The sequence below is a fragment of the Bacillus sonorensis NBRC 101234 = KCTC 13918 genome, assembly GCF_001592005.1.
Taxonomy (GTDB): Bacteria; Bacillota; Bacilli; order Bacillales; family Bacillaceae; genus Bacillus; species Bacillus sonorensis.
Genome location: NZ_BCVZ01000001.1, coordinates 217,371 through 232,295 on the forward strand (window position 1 = coordinate 217,371; position 14,925 = coordinate 232,295).

Annotated in this window: 17 protein-coding genes; 8 read left to right on the forward strand and 9 right to left on the reverse strand. The window is 46.0% G+C overall.

All coding sequences use genetic code 11. From position 1 onward, the window contains the following. Positions 1 to 28 precede the first annotated feature (28 nt). The 5 genes from BTR1S_RS01035 (at position 29) to BTR1S_RS01055 (ending at position 5,016) form a co-directional block, all read left to right on the forward strand. On the forward strand, positions 29 to 805 hold the full coding sequence (locus BTR1S_RS01035) for a hypothetical protein (protein ID WP_006639458.1): 777 nt from the start codon (positions 29 to 31) through the stop codon (positions 803 to 805). After that, positions 802 to 1,440: an ABC transporter ATP-binding protein gene (locus BTR1S_RS01040; protein WP_006639459.1), complete on the forward strand. Its 639-nt coding sequence runs from the start codon at positions 802 to 804 to the stop codon at positions 1,438 to 1,440. Before BTR1S_RS01035 ends, BTR1S_RS01040 begins: the two co-directional genes overlap by 4 nt. Then, positions 1,437 to 2,201, forward strand: coding sequence for a hypothetical protein (locus tag BTR1S_RS23000; RefSeq protein ID WP_255265698.1), 765 nt, complete (start codon positions 1,437 to 1,439; stop codon positions 2,199 to 2,201). Before BTR1S_RS01040 ends, BTR1S_RS23000 begins: the two co-directional genes overlap by 4 nt. Beyond that, positions 2,201 to 2,827, forward strand: coding sequence for a hypothetical protein (locus BTR1S_RS01050; protein WP_155910200.1), 627 nt, complete (start codon positions 2,201 to 2,203; stop codon positions 2,825 to 2,827). The genes BTR1S_RS23000 and BTR1S_RS01050 overlap by 1 nt, the downstream gene beginning before the upstream one ends. A gap of 116 nt (positions 2,828 to 2,943) precedes the next feature. Then, the gene (locus tag BTR1S_RS01055; RefSeq protein ID WP_029419649.1) at positions 2,944 to 5,016 is read left to right on the forward strand and encodes a transglycosylase domain-containing protein; all 2,073 of its coding nucleotides are present in this window, start codon (positions 2,944 to 2,946) and stop codon (positions 5,014 to 5,016) included. A gap of 33 nt (positions 5,017 to 5,049) precedes the next feature. On the opposite strand, the gene BTR1S_RS01060 is transcribed toward BTR1S_RS01055, so the two are convergent. Both BTR1S_RS01060 and BTR1S_RS01065 read right to left on the reverse strand, forming a co-directional pair. Next, positions 5,050 to 5,565, reverse strand: coding sequence for a YwhD family protein (locus BTR1S_RS01060; protein WP_006639463.1), 516 nt, complete (start codon positions 5,563 to 5,565; stop codon positions 5,050 to 5,052). Between the two features lie 12 nt (positions 5,566 to 5,577). Further along, positions 5,578 to 6,207 (reverse strand): site-2 protease family protein, encoded by a 630-nt coding sequence (locus BTR1S_RS01065; protein ID WP_051397557.1) that lies wholly within the window; start codon positions 6,205 to 6,207, stop codon positions 5,578 to 5,580. Between the two features lie 137 nt (positions 6,208 to 6,344). Between BTR1S_RS01065 and thmT the strand changes: the two genes are divergently transcribed. Next, positions 6,345 to 6,530: a 2-hydroxymuconate tautomerase gene (thmT, locus tag BTR1S_RS01070; protein WP_006639465.1), complete on the forward strand. Its 186-nt coding sequence runs from the start codon at positions 6,345 to 6,347 to the stop codon at positions 6,528 to 6,530. 42 nt (positions 6,531 to 6,572) lie between these two features. Here the strand turns inward: thmT and BTR1S_RS01075 are convergent, their stop codons facing one another. The 4 genes from BTR1S_RS01075 to BTR1S_RS01090 form a co-directional block, all read right to left on the reverse strand. After that, entirely contained in the window at positions 6,573 to 7,379 is an 807-nt protein-coding gene (locus BTR1S_RS01075; protein ID WP_006639466.1) for a zinc-dependent metalloprotease, read from the reverse strand. Positions 7,380 to 7,560: 181 nt separating this feature from the next. Next, positions 7,561 to 8,061 (reverse strand): YwgA family protein, encoded by a 501-nt coding sequence (locus BTR1S_RS01080; RefSeq protein ID WP_006639467.1) that lies wholly within the window; start codon positions 8,059 to 8,061, stop codon positions 7,561 to 7,563. 30 nt (positions 8,062 to 8,091) lie between these two features. After that, entirely contained in the window at positions 8,092 to 9,390 is a 1,299-nt protein-coding gene (locus BTR1S_RS01085; protein ID WP_006639468.1) for an HD domain-containing protein, read from the reverse strand. A gap of 235 nt (positions 9,391 to 9,625) precedes the next feature. Beyond that, entirely contained in the window at positions 9,626 to 9,850 is a 225-nt protein-coding gene (locus BTR1S_RS01090; RefSeq protein ID WP_006639469.1) for a YuzB family protein, read from the reverse strand. 219 nt (positions 9,851 to 10,069) lie between these two features. Between BTR1S_RS01090 and BTR1S_RS01095 the strand changes: the two genes are divergently transcribed. Both BTR1S_RS01095 and BTR1S_RS01100 read left to right on the forward strand, forming a co-directional pair. Then, on the forward strand, positions 10,070 to 10,861 hold the full coding sequence (locus tag BTR1S_RS01095; protein WP_029419651.1) for an RsfA family transcriptional regulator: 792 nt from the start codon (positions 10,070 to 10,072) through the stop codon (positions 10,859 to 10,861). 108 nt (positions 10,862 to 10,969) lie between these two features. Continuing rightward, entirely contained in the window at positions 10,970 to 11,299 is a 330-nt protein-coding gene (locus BTR1S_RS01100) for a YjdJ family protein (RefSeq protein WP_006639471.1), read from the forward strand. A 37-nt stretch (positions 11,300 to 11,336) separates the two neighbouring features. On the opposite strand, the gene lipL is transcribed toward BTR1S_RS01100, so the two are convergent. From lipL to BTR1S_RS01115, 3 genes are all read right to left on the reverse strand, one after another. Beyond that, positions 11,337 to 12,182, reverse strand: a complete 846-nt coding sequence (gene lipL, locus BTR1S_RS01105) for an octanoyl-[GcvH]:protein N-octanoyltransferase (protein WP_006639472.1) — start codon at positions 12,180 to 12,182, stop codon at positions 11,337 to 11,339. 114 nt (positions 12,183 to 12,296) lie between these two features. Further along, positions 12,297 to 13,502, reverse strand: coding sequence for a 4-hydroxybenzoate 3-monooxygenase (pobA, locus tag BTR1S_RS01110; RefSeq protein ID WP_029419652.1), 1,206 nt, complete (start codon positions 13,500 to 13,502; stop codon positions 12,297 to 12,299). 27 nt (positions 13,503 to 13,529) lie between these two features. Then, positions 13,530 to 14,894, reverse strand: a complete 1,365-nt coding sequence (locus BTR1S_RS01115; protein WP_006639474.1) for an MFS transporter — start codon at positions 14,892 to 14,894, stop codon at positions 13,530 to 13,532. Positions 14,895 to 14,925: the final 31 nt, after the last annotated feature.

The window sequence follows — 14,925 nt, forward strand, 5'->3', positions numbered from 1 at the left end:
TTTTTCACTTTAAAAAAGGAAGGTTATTATGAAAACAAAAAACTACTTTCTGCCTTTTAAACAGCAGCAACTGCCGTTGTTGGTAATTATACTGTTATTCCCTTTAAGCATTACTGTGTTCGAATTCAACCGTTTAATAAATGGAACGGGTATTAACGCTTTGGTATTCCATGGTTATTTCAGCAATATTAATCCTTCTTCATTAGTATTCCCGCTTTTAGTTGTATTGCTTGTTTCGGAAATAGCAGCAAGAGAATGGCTGAGTGATATGCGGATATGGAGCATCATGCGGATTGGCTATAAACCATACATCTCCAAAAAAATATGTTTTATATTAGCATGTGTATGTTTATACATACTTCTCGGTGATTTTCTATCACTTCTTTTTTTGGGGATTACCCACGGTTTTCAATGGGCTTCTGATCCAAGGATCATTGCTCCCGGATTAAACGGCATTTTTGGTCAATTCCAGACTACTACAATCCTGATTTGCCTTCAGATGATTCAAGCTATTGGATATGCCTTATGTTCCCTATGGATTTTGCAATTTGCAAAACGTATTTGGGAAACGATTGTTTATCCGTTTATTTTGATTGTCCTTTTACCGATTATCCTGATGAACTTAATGGCAATCCCTGAATCTTGGGTACCATCCTATTCTAACGATCTTCTGATTTATGAACAGGAAAGCGGATTGCATTCCCTTGAAATCAACACCATCACATGGCTTGGGTTTGCAGCAATCTATGCTTTCCTGCTATTTATAACGTTATCATCCAAAAGAAGAAAGGGGCTTGTCCGATGATCGCAGAACTTCACGGGGTGCAAAAACGATTTAAAGGAAAACGCGTATTAGAAGATATAAATTTAACAATAAATGAGAATGAAATCGTCGGAATTGTCGGGGGAAATGGTTCAGGCAAAACGACTATTCTAAGACTGCTGGCTGGATTAATGTATGCCGACCGCGGAGATGTCATTGTTCATGGAAAAAAGATAAAAAAAGGACAATTTCCCGGCAATATCGGTTTATTGATTGAAACCCCCAGGTTTATCGAACGTTTATCCGGATATGAAAACCTGCAAATGCTCGCTAAATTAAAGGGTGAGATCGGGGAAGCGGAAATCCGATCTACTATGGAAAAATTCAAGCTCGATCCCCATTTAAAAGATGCTGTTAAAACTTATTCACTTGGTATGAATCAACGCTTAGGCCTTGTACAAGTATTTATGGAGAAACCAAAATTACTTCTTCTTGATGAGCCTACAAACGCTCTTGATGAAGATAGCAAAAAGCGCTTTGAAGAAATGATTTTTGAAGCGCGGCAGCAAGGCGCCGGCATCGCTTTAGTTTCACATAATAAAGAAGAGATTAAGCGTTTGTGTGATCGTGTGTATATGCTTGAAGAAGGCGTTTTAAAGGAAGTTCAACCGGTATGATGAAACACGTTTTAAGGCTGCATATAGTCGGGCGCTGGAAAAGGCTTTTACTGATTTTCTTGCTTTCGGGAGCAGCGGTCTCTGTTTTTCCACCCGTTTATATTCCAATTTCAGCGGTTCCGTCGCTGCTCGACTGGCTCTTGGAAGTCAGCGGTTCCCTGCTTGTGATCGCTTTTTTTGCCGGGCTGTCTGTTACATTGTTATGTTTCGATACGACACAATGGTTATGGACGCCGTTTGGAACGGCCTCATTGGCTCGTATTTCTAAACGCAGTACACTTTTTTGGGCCTATATTACGCTTGGAACATCTATTGCCGCCTATGTTGTTATCATATTAATATTTTGGAGCATTGTTATTGGCTATTTTAAATTCGGCGGCTACGCACACGCAAATTCCCATCCGTTTTTCCAATTAACCGATTCGCCTTTTTGGTTTGTCGTCTCGCGCTGGTTTATTGATTGGTGGTGTTTATGCTTTATCGTATTTTTAGGAATGGCCGGGGCATTTATAATGAAAAAAGTACTGATCTCATTCATGCTATCTTTAGGATGGTCATTTGGAATAACAGGCCTTTTTAAAGCAAACATATCTTCCAAAGGCCTAATCCCCGGAGAAGGAATGATATTATCGGTTCATGCATATGGAGCTGATCCCCTAATAGTCATGCTGTCAAATGAATGCGCCGTTCTTCTTCTATGGTTTGTTTTTTATCGAATCATTGTTCAGACAAATCTTGTCATGCCAAGGGCAGACCGATGATGAGAAAACGAATCAGCATCATTTGGTTATTGCTAGGATCAGTTTCTTTGTGGGTGAAGCAATCGCTCGATTTAAGAGTGTGGAACAATGAAGGAGGGCCATTAGATGTAGCGGTTGTTTTCACAAACAGCACCCCAGCCGATTCCATCTTATGGATTGGTTTTTCTCTTTTCGGGGCGCTCTTTGTGTTAAGCAAAGTTTCGGACATACGTGAATTATATCCGTTATTTCCCGGCCGGATCCTATCCCGAAAACGCTTGATTATCAAGGAAATGATGACAATTTATCGGCGGACGGGAGCCTATGTGCTGCTTGTTTGTTTTACAGCAGCTTGGGGAGGGCCTTTTACATCAGGGACCGTTTTTTCTTTTCTATATGCTTGGATCGCTCTCAGTTTTTTAGTAGCTGTGCTACTTTTACTTGAGAACCGGTACGGAATATGGCTTGTACTGCTCATTTTCTCAACCATCGCTCCGCTTTCATCATTCCTTCCGTGGATGTATGGGCAGGGCTATGAAATTTGGCTGCAAGGAACAGCTTTTTTCCATACTTGTTTATTACTTGTTTTAACAACGGGATCCTCCTTTCTATATTTAATGCAAATGAAGACGGCAAATTGGGGGTGATCATTTTTTAAGAGACGCATGTTCACCGTGCGTTTTTTCTTTTCTTTTTGTTTAAATCCTCCTCTTTTTTCTCATAATGATAAGAACATTTGATAATCTGAGAGGAGATTTTTAGCATGGACATGATGACGAACAAGCGGGTCCGTTTGACCATCAAAACGATACGGGCTTTTTTGTTCATGGGAATATTGATGCTGCTCTTCCTTTCAATCATCATCATGACGGTGATTCTGGCCGCACGCTGGCAGGGGGCTCCTTCCGTTCAGGTGCCGAGATCAACCGTGCTTTATGACGGCAGCGGAAAACAGATGGGTGAAAGCCATTACGGACAAAAGCGGTATTGGGTGCCGCTTAAAGACATCAATCCCGCTGTCATCGATGCAACGCTGACCGTTGAAGACCGGAATTTTTTCCGGCATCACGGTTTTGATTATGTGCGGATGGCCGGCGCCGCCATTGCCGATCTGAAAGCGATGTCCAAGGTCCAGGGAGCCAGCACCATTACCCAGCAATATGCGAGAAACCTCTACCTCGGCCATGATAAAACATGGAAAAGAAAGTGGACTGAAGCCTTTTACACGATACGGCTCGAACAAAACTATTCAAAGAAAGACATATTGGAAGGCTATTTAAATACGATTTATTACGGGCACGGAGCCTATGGAATCGAAGCAGCCTCACGCCTTTACTTCGGCAAGCGGGCCAAGGATATTAATGCAGCCGAGGCTGCGATGCTTGCCGGCATTCCGAAAGGACCGTCGGTTTATTCGCCTTTTGTTCATGAACAAAAAGCGAAGCAGCGGCAGGAAATGATTTTGACGATGATGGAGAAAGAAAACAAACTGACCAAAAAACAGGCGGAAACATTAAAAGACATGCCGCTCACATATGAAAAACAACAACAGCAAACAGAGGCAAAGACCGCTCCATACTTTTACGATGAGGCTGTCAAAGAAATCGCCCGCGTACTGAACCTGACGCCGGAGCAGGCGGAAACCGGCGGGTACAACGTGTATACGACGCTCGACCCCCGCCTGCAAAAAATCGCCGAAAAGACGATCAACCATATAATCGATCCGGAGTCCGGCATTCAAGCGGGTTTTGCCGCAGTCAATCCTGATGACGGAAACGTCCTCGCTCTCGTCGGAGGGCGGAATTATCAAAAAAGTCCGTTCAACCGCGTGACACAGGCGCGGCGTCAGCCCGGCTCAACGATGAAGCCTTTTCTTTACTATTCCGCGATTCAAAACGGCTTCACACCGGCAACGAGAATGAAAAGCGCGGAAACGACATTTGAACTCGGAAATGGAGGCGCATATTCTCCGAGCAATTACCATGGCTATTACGCGGACGGTCCGATTACCCTGCTTCAGGCCCTCGCTTTGTCCGATAATATTTACGCCGTAAAAACACACCTTTTTCTCGGAATGGACAAACTGATGGATGCTGCCAAGCGATTCGGCATTACAAGTCCGCTGCAAAAAGTGCCTTCGCTGGCTCTCGGCACTTCGCCGGTGAAGCCGATTGAAATGGTGAATGCATACGCCATGCTGGCAAACGGCGGAAAGAAAATCGAGCCGTCTTTCATTACGAAAATCACCGATTCAAACGGCAGGGTGCTGTATGAAAAACCGGACCGCCATAAGCAAATTCTTGATCCAAAAGCCGCTTTTATTACGGCTGCCATGATGACCGGCATGTTTGATCCATCACTGAACGGCTACACATCCGTAACCGGACGGACGATCGCCGATCAATTGACCCGGACATATGCCGGAAAATCGGGAACGACCAGTACGGACAGCTGGATGATCGGTTTTCATCCGGGCCTGGCTTCAGGCGTATGGACCGGCTATGACAAGGAGCGGACGATCGATATCGTAGAAGAAAAAAATTATGCCAAACAAATTTGGGCGGAGTTCATGGAAAAAGCCCTTAAAGATGAACCAGCGGCCGCATTAGAACCGCCTGAAGGCGTAAAAAGCATGTATATCGATCCCTCTACAGGGTATGCCGCGGCTCCGAGCTGTCCGTCCAAGCATCTCGCCTATTTTATCGAAGGAACCGAGCCGAGCCAGGTTTGCTTTGGCAAAGAAACCTATCAGCATAAAAAAGCCGAACCGGACAATCCCGCAAAACCGCAAAAACGGAAGAAATGGTGGGAAAAGTGGTTCAGGAGAGATGAATAAACCCCCGGGCCCTTACCCGGGGGTTTTGCATGTCTATTCCTGAAGCAGTCCTTTTTTCAGCTCATCTGACGAACGATCCCAAAGCCCCTGATCGTGTTTTTTCAAAAACTCGCCAAGCACGCTTTTTGAATCTTCATCCATATGATCGACGATAATCTTCCGCTTCATGGACTTATCCATCAAATTCACATGCTCCGGAAGCGATTTATAGCCGCGGCGGATGCTTCTGTCCACCGTCATTTCACAAGCCGTCACACCTGCGTAGTAAGGGCCTTCCTCCTTGCGGTCAATGGTGACCCAGACAAGCCAATAAGGCTTCCCATTGGGCACCTCCTCTTTATTCGGAAGAAATTTGATCCCTTTCTCGACAGTGCTTCTTGCATGCATAGCGCCAATATCAACAAACGCTTCCTTTTCGGTCACGTCGACAATGACGGGCGAAATGTTGTCAAGACTGAGCGAGCCCGCTCCAAATCCTCCGTGTCCATCGGTGGGGTCGCTTTTAATGATATTGAAGCCGATTGTTTTTTTCTTTTTTCCTTGTTCCATCAAAAATACCTCCTACATCAGCGGCCGAAAAACGATGTTGAATATCGATATGATCAATTCCCGTCCATCGTTGAGAAATGGCCAGAATACATATTGCCCAAGCGGCGTAATGACGATAATCAGAAAAACGATCGAGCCGTAAGCCTCATACTTTGTCAGCTTCGCCCGCACATCAGGCGCGACGACGTCCTGTATAACCCGGAAGCCGTCAAGCGGCGGAAACGGCATCAAATTAAAAAGAAATAAAAGCAGATTTAAATTAATCCAAATCGTAAAAAACTGAAACAATCCGTGATAAAAAGCAGTCGGCAGCACAGAAGTCAGCTTTGCAGATAACACTAACAAAACAAAACCGAGCAAAGCAAGAACAAGGTTGCTGATCGGGCCGGCAATCGAGACGAGAAATCCGGCAAGCCTCGGCTTTTTAAAATAAAAGCGGTTGACGGGTACGGGCTTCGCCCAGCCAAACCCCATCAAAAATATCAAAATCGTCCCAAACGGATCAAGATGTTTGAGGGGATTCAGCGTCAGCCTTCCCTGCCGTTTGGCCGTTTCATCGCCAAATTTATACGCCACATACGCATGGGCGACTTCATGCACGGTAAATGCGGCGGCAAGCGTCAATACGACATATGGAATCATTTCGAGCGGATATATCAAAAAACGGTCTAAAATGGCATTTTCCCTCTTTCCCGTATACAAAGATTTGCTATCTTAAGTATACTATAAGAGCAACTGATGCTAAAGTGAACGACCATTTTTTCAAAGGAGGAATCAATATGCCGTATGTAACCGTACAAATGCTGGAAGGACGCACTGACGAACAAAAAAGAAACCTTGTCGAGAAAGTGACAGAAGCCGTCTCTGAAACAACGGGGGCGCCGAAAGAAAAAATCGCTGTCATTATTGAAGAGATGAAAAAAGAACATTATGGCGTGGCCGGTAAACGAATGAGCGATCTATAATCAAAAAGGCGCCTGCCGCTTCATGCAGGGCGCCCTTTTTGATTATTTATACCAAGCCTTGTTGTTTGAGATCTGGCTGTTGTGGGCCGAATCCCAGACATCGGCGGTATACGCATAATCGTAGTTCATAATGCAGCGAATCCCGCTTCCTTGTGCATCATGATTCAAACCGAAGTTATGGGAAAATTCGTGTGTAGCCGCTTTGGCGGTATTGGCCGTTCCCTGATCGAGGTTGACGCTGTATGCGCTGCCGCTCGGCTTGCTGCTGTACACGTATGCGATGCCGCCGGCGTCGAACTTGCTGTTGGCGGTAAACCCGACAACAAATTTATACTTTCCTCCGCTGAAGCTGCTTCGAAGGTTTGAGAGAATCTGAGAGCTGTTGCCGCCGATAGACGTCCAGGGCGCTACAGCCTCCACGACAAAATCAATGCTGTGATCGCGGTTGAACATCACATCAGCCTGCTCGACGATTTGGACGATTCTCGTCTGCCAGTCACCGTATTTCGCGCGATACTGGGCATCCGCCACAGCCAGAACGCTTACCTTTTGGGTCCCTGTTGATGCCTGTGTTGAAAATTCCCCTCCGCTTGTATTCTTTTTGAACGTTTTCGTTCCGGTGACATCCCCTTTTTCATCCAGTATCTTCGTGACCGTTGTTCTTTCAATTTGAACTTTACCGTTCAAATCTTTAAAACTGTTAGCTTTCGGCAATGATTCGACATAGTTTCCTTTTGCTTCATGTGCGTGGCCATGATCGTGGCCGCTTGTTTTGGCGGCTCCTGCCGTTATTCCGGGAAGCAAACCGGCGGACAATAGTAGAGAAAAAAATAAAGAACGTTTTTTCACTTTCAACCCCTCCTTTTTTTTGAACGAATTATAAATTCTTCCAATCATCTGAAAATTCCTTCAATTCAGATAAAAAGAGGCCGTATAGCATATGTTCTTTCTACTGCTTTCTTTCTATATCCCTACAACTCCCAAACAATCGACAAAATACAACAAAAAAACCTGTCGTCCGACAGGTCTTTTAACATAGGCTTCTCAGTTTTTCTATGTAAGCGACAGCTTCATCAAACTCTTCATCCGTGTAGCGCTGTTTGCTTTTAATGGTAAACACTTTTTCTCTGATTTCATGCTGATCCAGTCCTTCAAAATAAAGGATCGTGGCGACCAGCTCCAAAAAACGCGAAGACTGGCGGTTTACATCATCAATATAGGGTTTGATATCCTGCATATCCAGCTCACACTGGCTCAAAAATTGCCTTCCTGACTCGGTGGGAGAATACCGGTATTGATAATATCCGCCTTTTTTCTCTTTGACTTCATGGAGAAACCCGAGATTGCACAGTTCTTCAACCTGCAGCGTCAGCTCCTCCGAGTACGGTCCGTAAAAGTGGAAGTCGTACCTTTCATAGAATGGAAGCTCGAGTTTCTTGGCGATATAAATGATCTTTTGCAGCTTTTTTCGCCCGATAATCTCCCCCGAATCTGAGAACACCTTCATCAGCTTTGCATGTTCTTTTAACAAATCCCCGACATCTCCTTCATCCTTTTCTTTCTATGTCAGTCCAAGCAATTCTTTGATTCTTTTTGCGTGCCGGCCGGCTGACAGCCCTTCGATGAGATCCAGCGGAAAATAAAGCTTATGGTCTGTCCTCCGCTTGCCGGAAATCGCATCCACAATATCAGACTGCCGCGACAGTTCCTTAATCTGACCGCCATGGGTCAGCAGTTGGATCGGCAGACGTTCCTCTTCCTCTCCAGGTCTGTAGAAATCATAAGGAAGGTCTGATGAAGAATCCACCACAAGATAGTAATCGGGATCAATGCCTGATTCTTTAAACAGCGAGGTCAGTTCAAAGTAAGTCGCCATTTCTTCATTCGGATTAAATTCGGCATACTGGAACAGTCTGCGGTTAATGAAACGGCGGCATAAATCAGACAGAATCTCATCCTCTTCTTTTTCCCATGCTTGGAAATAATAAAGAATAATCGATTCATCAAGACTTAAATAATCTTCCAATGTGACATTTCCTTCAAAAATGGAATAAAAGTGGACAGGGGCATGCGTAAAAATGTAGCCTTCCTGATGAAGCTGCTTTGCTCTATGAAGGATTTTCGTCAAAATCACTTCCGCGCTTCTTGTCACCGGATGGAAGTATACTTGCCAATACATTTGGTAGCGGCTCATGATATAGTCTTCGACAGCATGCATTCCGGTTTGCTTAATGACGATTTGGTCTTCGCGCGGACGCATGACGCGAAGAATCCGCTCCATGTCAAAATGCCCGTAGCTGACGCCGGTATAATATGCGTCGCGCTGCAGATAGTCCATGCGGTCAGCGTCAATCTGGCTTGATATCAGGCTGACCACCTGTTTATTTTTATAGGTTTTTGCAATGACTTCAGCGACATCCTTCGCAAATGTCGGACTCACTTTTCCGAGCACCTTGTTAACCTCTGTATCGCCTAAAATAATCGCCCTTGTAAAATCTTCATGATCGAGGCGGAATACTTTTTCAAATGAATGAGAAAACGGCCCGTGCCCCAAATCGTGCAAAAGCGCGGCGCACAGACAAAGGTCGCGTTCGCCGTCATCCCATTCCTCCCTGCCTTTGAACACGTCGTCAACCATTCTCCTGACAATTTCGTAGACGCCGAGAGAATGATTAAAACGGCTGTGTTCGGCGCCGTGAAATGTCAAATAGGTCGTCCCCAGCTGCTTGATTCTGCGCAGCCTTTGAAATTCGCGTGTTCCGATCAAATCCCAAATCAGCTTGTCCCGTACATGGACATAGCGGTGTACAGGGTCTTTAAATACCTTTTCTTCTGATAATTTTCCGTTTGGATACGCCATTTGTGTCCCTCTTTTTTTAAACGTGAGGCAAAATGTTTGCATGCCAATCCGTTCTTTTTCATCAAAGTGTACTGCCGACAATAATGTTGCCCGATCGGCCCGTCCTCTTTTAGGTCTGTTTCTATTATATCGGGTCTGATTTTTGAAAACATCCTTGAATTTATCCAAGAACTTGTTCCAATATGCAAGAAAAGCCGGAAAACAAGCAAAAACGCCTGACCCATCAGGGAGGCGGTTATTTTTTAACTTTCTTTTTCACTTTTTCGATCAGCTCGTCTTCAGTAGGAGCTGAGACAGGACGATTATTGACAAAAGCAAACGATTTTTTTCGTCCAGGACCGCAATAAGACTGGCAGCCGATTTCCACTTTCGCATCCGGATCGATTTCCTTCAGCCGGGGCAAAAGCGTCTTTAAATTTGTGGCCTGGCAATCGTCACACACTCGAAATTCATTAGCCATTTCATACGCTTCCTTTCGTTTTGTTCATCTGTCTTTATGGAAGGCATTTCGTTTTGCCGAGCTGTAATAAAAATGACACCATCCTTCATTCTACAAGGATTCTTTCATTCCTGCAAGGAGCGGCCGCTAAAAAAATCGCTTCCTATTCTTTTAGCAAACTTGTATAAATATTTCCAAATTGGACACTCTAATACCAATACTAATATTGGGAGTTGAGAAGTGATGAAACAAAGACAAGACGCATGGTCTGAGGAAAATGATTTATTGCTTGCCGAAACCGTTCTGCGGCATGTCAGGGAAGGAAGCACACAGCTGAACGCCTTTGAGGAAGTCGGAGACAGATTGAACAGGACATCGGCCGCCTGCGGCTTTAGATGGAACGCCGTCGTGCGGCATCAATATGAAAAAGCCTTGCAGCTGGCCAAAAAGCAGAGGAAACAGAGGATGCGGGCTCTTGGCAACGGCCAGCCTGCGAAAAAGCGGCTGCTGTACAAACCTCCTGTCGAAACGGATGCCATAAATGCTGCCGAAGAAGCCGTTCAGCCGAAAACGAAAGAGGCGGAAACAAGTCAAGAACAAGCCCCGATCTCAAGCGAAAATCTTCCTTATGTTGATGAAAGCTTTAAAGAAGAGTTAGCTAGTTTGTCGCATCTTTTATCGCCAAATCAGCCGAATGCCGGACAGGCTGGAGCTGCCCCTTCAGCTTTGACGATGGATGATGTCATCCGCTTTTTGCAAAGCTATACTGGAAATCAGGAACAAACAGATGCTTTAAAAATGGAAAACGACCGCTTAAAGCGGGAAAATGAAGAACTCACGAAAAAGGTTGACAAGCTTGAAGCGGAAGTCAAGAAGCTTGAAAAGGATCAATCGACCATTCAGGAAGACTACGAAACGCTTGTAAAAATCATGAACCGTGCAAGAAAACTAGTTTTATTTGAGGATGATGAACACGCTGCTCCAGCTTTTAAAATGGACCGAAATGGAAATTTAGAAAAAATGGCCGAATAGCTTCTCTCCCCCTTTTTTTAGAAGGGGGATTTTTCTCCAATCCCTTGATTTTATGTGCCAAGAATTTCATAATAAATCGTAGACACGAACAAGGGCGGGGATTTTCTGATGAAATTTGTTTTGTATATTGTCCAGTTCGGTACCGCTGCCATTCTGTTTTTATTTTCTGCGCTGGCCAGCTGGTATCAGGGAAGCGGGCTTTTAAACGATCCATGGGAATGGAAGTATTCAGCCAAATTCACAACACTGCTCTATGGAGCTGATTCGATCAAGGACGCGGGAGATATATCACAGCTTGATTTTTTCGTTTATGCGGCTAAACATACGCCGACAACCGTCGTTTTAATGGCCGGCAGCTTCATCTACATCATTGGCCTTGCATGCTGGCTGCTTTTCAAATACGGAAAACGCCGAAAAAAAGATGTTCGCACAGCTTAAAAACGCCCCGGTATCCACCGGAGCGTTTTTGTTTTTCCTATCCAAATACCTTTTCATTCCGTTCGACCATGCGCACAAGATTTTTTTCATACTCGGCTTCTTCTTCGCCTGACAGCGGCGCCTGAAAGATGTCTCCACTGAGATCCTTTAGCTCCGTTAAAAGAGCGAGCATCAGCTCCTGGACAGAGATCTCCTTCTTGAGAAGCTCTGTGAGGGAGGCCATCGTTTCCGGGCGTATATCGGGGTAAGCGGCTTTCGTTTTGCCCCGTTCGTCTTTTAAAGCGATATCGTAAAACCGTCTGATGAGCTCCGCCCGCTCGCTTCCGCTTTGATCAGCGCATAAGTAAATCTGGACAGCCACCCCGCCTCTTAAGCGCCTTTGTGAGATCCCGGCGAATTTCTTTCCGTCAATGCTTAAATCATAGCTTCCCGGGCAATACGACCCTTCGATTTCATACGCCTCAACCTCTGCATTGTAAGGCGCAAGCATCCTTTTAATCAGCTCAAACATCGCCTCATAGCCGCGGTCAATGTCAATGCCGTTTTTCTTGTCCTGAAAAATAAGCGATACGTTTAACACTCCGCTGTCCAACACAACCGCAAGTCCGCCTGAGTTGCGGACGATGACCTTGTAGCCCGCTTCCTCAAGAAACGCAATGCCATCTTTTAAATATGGAAGCCTCGTATCCTGAATCCCGAGGACGATCGTGTCGTGGTGGACCCAGGAGCGGGCGGTCGCCGGGGACAGTCCCTTTCCGACCGACGCGCACAGTGTGTCATCGATCGCGAATGATTGTTTTGCGTCAAAATATGGGCCGAGACTGGATTGATCGATGATTCTCCATTTCGGCTGGATCAGTAAGTCAATGAATTGCTTGTCCATTTATGATGTAAACCCTTTCGTTATGCATTTGCGCTACCATTCATTATACCATTTGCGGGAAAGGGGATGTACTCATTCAGGCAGGAATTTATAAACCATTGGAAACATGACCATTCAAATGACGCTTAAAGGCTGTTCCTCTAGTTCGAGAGGCAGTCCGACATAGTTTTCCGCCAGGCTTTGAGCTGCCGCTTTTGATGATGTGGCATGATCGAGTTCAGCCAATTGGATTTGATAATCAAAAGGAGAGTCATGGTGATGCCTGTGGAGCATTGATGTCATATACCAGGAAAAACGCTCCGCTTTCCAGATCCGGCGCAGGCAAACCGCTGAATATCGCTCAAGGCGTCTTGTTTCACCGTTTGCATAATAATCATGAAGCGCCCCGGCAAGGACCTGGACATCAGCCATAGCCAAATTCAGCCCTTTTGCTCCTGTCGGCGGTACAATATGTGCGGCGTCACCGGCTAAAAACAGACGCCCGTATTGCATCGGATCACAAATAAAACTTCTCATTGGCACGATGTTTTTCTGAATGACCGGACCTTCGATCAATCTCCATTCATCATCGGTTGACAGCCTCAAACGTAGCTTTTCCCAAATTCGTTCATCAGACCAGTCCTCAATACAGTCAGCCGGATCGACCTGCAGGTAAAAACGCTGGATCTCCGGCGTTCTTGTACTGTGAAGAGCGAATCCGTCTTCATGATGGGCGTAGATAAGCTCAGGCGCTGACGGCGGCGCTTCCGCCAAAATGCCGAGCCAGCTGTAAGGATAAATTTTTTGGTATTCTCTGCGGATGTCTGCCGGAATGCTCTGTCTGCTTGGACCGTGAAATCCGTCGCAGCCGGCAATATAGTCGCAAATGATCTCTTCCTCTTCCTGATTTTCATTCAAATAAGTGATTGTAGGCTCTGCCGTATCAAGATCAGAAAGGCGCACATTTGAAACGCTAAAATACATTTCCCCCCCGGATTTCACCCGTGCGGAAATTAAATCCTTGATGACTTCATGCTGGGGATAGATCGTGACATACTTCCCGCCTGTCAGTTCATGCATATCAATCCTGCGGCGTTTGCCGTTAAAGCGGATTTCGATTCCTTTATGGAACATCCCCATTTTCATCATTCGTTCCCCGGCGCCGGTTTCATTCAGCAAATCGACGGTCATCTGCTCTAAAACGCCGGCCCGGATCGTCCGCTCAATCTCCTCCCGGGAACGCGATTCGATGATCACCGATTCAATTCCCCGGCGGTTGAGCAAATGCGCCAGCATTAATCCGGCAGGTCCCGCTCCGATGATTCCTATTTGTGTCCGCAACTTGTTTTCCTCCCGCTTTGTTCATTTTTATTTTGCTTGTAATTTGATTCCGCCGCTTTTTGGCTTTGACATCAAATCAAAGCTTGCGTGATTTTCCTGAATCAGCATGATGCCGAGCGCCCCGATCAGGCTTGGAATCGCAAATGTCATAAATGCCCGCGCCGGATCAATGCCTGTCGAAAGAATAAACGCAAACAGAGAAGGCGCAATAATCGCTCCGATTCTCCCGATTCCCAATGCCCAGCCGATTCCGGTTGCCCTGATTTCTTTCGGATAATATTCCGAAATATAAGGGTTCGCAATGTTTTGCGTCCCTACTGTACATGCTCCGCCCAAACCGATCAGCAAGTACAGCAGCGCATGATGCGTCGTAAAGCCAAAGGCTGCAAAACAGCAGGCGCCGAGCAGATACATGCCGGCAAGCACTTTTTTGTGTCCGGCCTTATCCGCCAAATAGCCGCCGATTAAAGCCCCTGCCGCTTGTCCGAGACACAGGACGAGATTGAAAGACAGACTTGACGAAAGACCGTACCCTGACTCCTGCATCATTTTCGGAAGCCATGTGTTCAGTCCGTAGACCATCAGCAGGCAGCTGAACACGGAGAGCCAGAAGGCGAATGTGCTTGGAGCGCGCTTTTGTTTAAACAGTTTTTTGACAGGAAACCCTTTTGTTGTCTCTTTCATGCTGAAAAATTGATAATCATCGCTTTCGCTGTATCGGCCATGAGGATGTACGCTGTTAAGAATCTTCGCCAATTTCTTCGTTTGTTTTTGCAAAATATAAAACGAAAGAGATTCGGGAAACTGCCTGAAAAAGAAAGGCAGCGCAAGCAGCGGAATCACGCCAAGCAGATACAGCACTCTCCAGCTTGTGCCCGGCACGACAAAGATGCCGACAAGGGATGCCAAAACCCCGCCTACGGAATAGCCGCAATACATGGCGGCGACGATGACCGCCCTGTTTTTTTTCGGAGAATACTCGGTCATCAGGGAAATAGCGTTCGGCATCAGACCGCCCATCCCGAGAGCCGCGATAAAGCGCATGATCGTAAACAGCAGCGGAGAATCGATCAATCCGGACGCCGCTGTAAACAGACTGAACAGAAAGATGCAGAGACCGAGCACCTTTTTGCGGCCGAATTTGTCGGCGATCGGTGAAAAAAGCAGTGCGCCAAGCATCATGCCGACCAATGTATAGCTTCCGATCGCCCCGGCCTGGATGGCCGTCAGACTCCATTCCTCCATCAGCCACGGCAGGCTGACACCGTACATCGCAATATCATACCCATCAAAGGCGATGGCGAAAAAACACCAGAGAAAAACGGTCAGATGCACTTTGTTAAATTTGCTGGCCGCCATGACCTCTCCGGGGTGAACCGTGCGATTTCTCATTTTTCCTCCACCTCGACATCATGATATGAAC

Bases quoted from the DNA above. Each gene is read 5' to 3' on its own strand.
- BTR1S_RS01035 (WP_006639458.1), top strand. From the start codon at position 29: ATGAAAACAAAAAACTACTTTCTGCCTTTTAAACAGCAGCAACTGCCG.
- BTR1S_RS01040 (WP_006639459.1), top strand. From the start codon at position 802: ATGATCGCAGAACTTCACGGGGTGCAAAAACGATTTAAAGGAAAACGC.
- BTR1S_RS23000 (WP_255265698.1), top strand. From the start codon at position 1,437: ATGATGAAACACGTTTTAAGGCTGCATATAGTCGGGCGCTGGAAAAGG.
- BTR1S_RS01050 (WP_155910200.1), top strand. From the start codon at position 2,201: ATGAGAAAACGAATCAGCATCATTTGGTTATTGCTAGGATCAGTTTCT.
- BTR1S_RS01055 (WP_029419649.1), top strand. From the start codon at position 2,944: ATGGACATGATGACGAACAAGCGGGTCCGTTTGACCATCAAAACGATA.
- BTR1S_RS01060 (WP_006639463.1), bottom strand. From the start codon at position 5,565: ATGGAACAAGGAAAAAAGAAAAAAACAATCGGCTTCAATATCATTAAA.
- BTR1S_RS01065 (WP_051397557.1), bottom strand. From the start codon at position 6,207: ATGATTCCATATGTCGTATTGACGCTTGCCGCCGCATTTACCGTGCAT.
- thmT (WP_006639465.1), top strand. From the start codon at position 6,345: ATGCCGTATGTAACCGTACAAATGCTGGAAGGACGCACTGACGAACAA.
- BTR1S_RS01085 (WP_006639468.1), bottom strand. From the start codon at position 9,390: ATGGCGTATCCAAACGGAAAATTATCAGAAGAAAAGGTATTTAAAGAC.
- BTR1S_RS01090 (WP_006639469.1), bottom strand. From the start codon at position 9,850: ATGGCTAATGAATTTCGAGTGTGTGACGATTGCCAGGCCACAAATTTA.
- BTR1S_RS01100 (WP_006639471.1), top strand. From the start codon at position 10,970: ATGAAATTTGTTTTGTATATTGTCCAGTTCGGTACCGCTGCCATTCTG.
- lipL (WP_006639472.1), bottom strand. From the start codon at position 12,182: ATGGACAAGCAATTCATTGACTTACTGATCCAGCCGAAATGGAGAATC.
- BTR1S_RS01115 (WP_006639474.1), bottom strand. From the start codon at position 14,894: ATGAGAAATCGCACGGTTCACCCCGGAGAGGTCATGGCGGCCAGCAAA.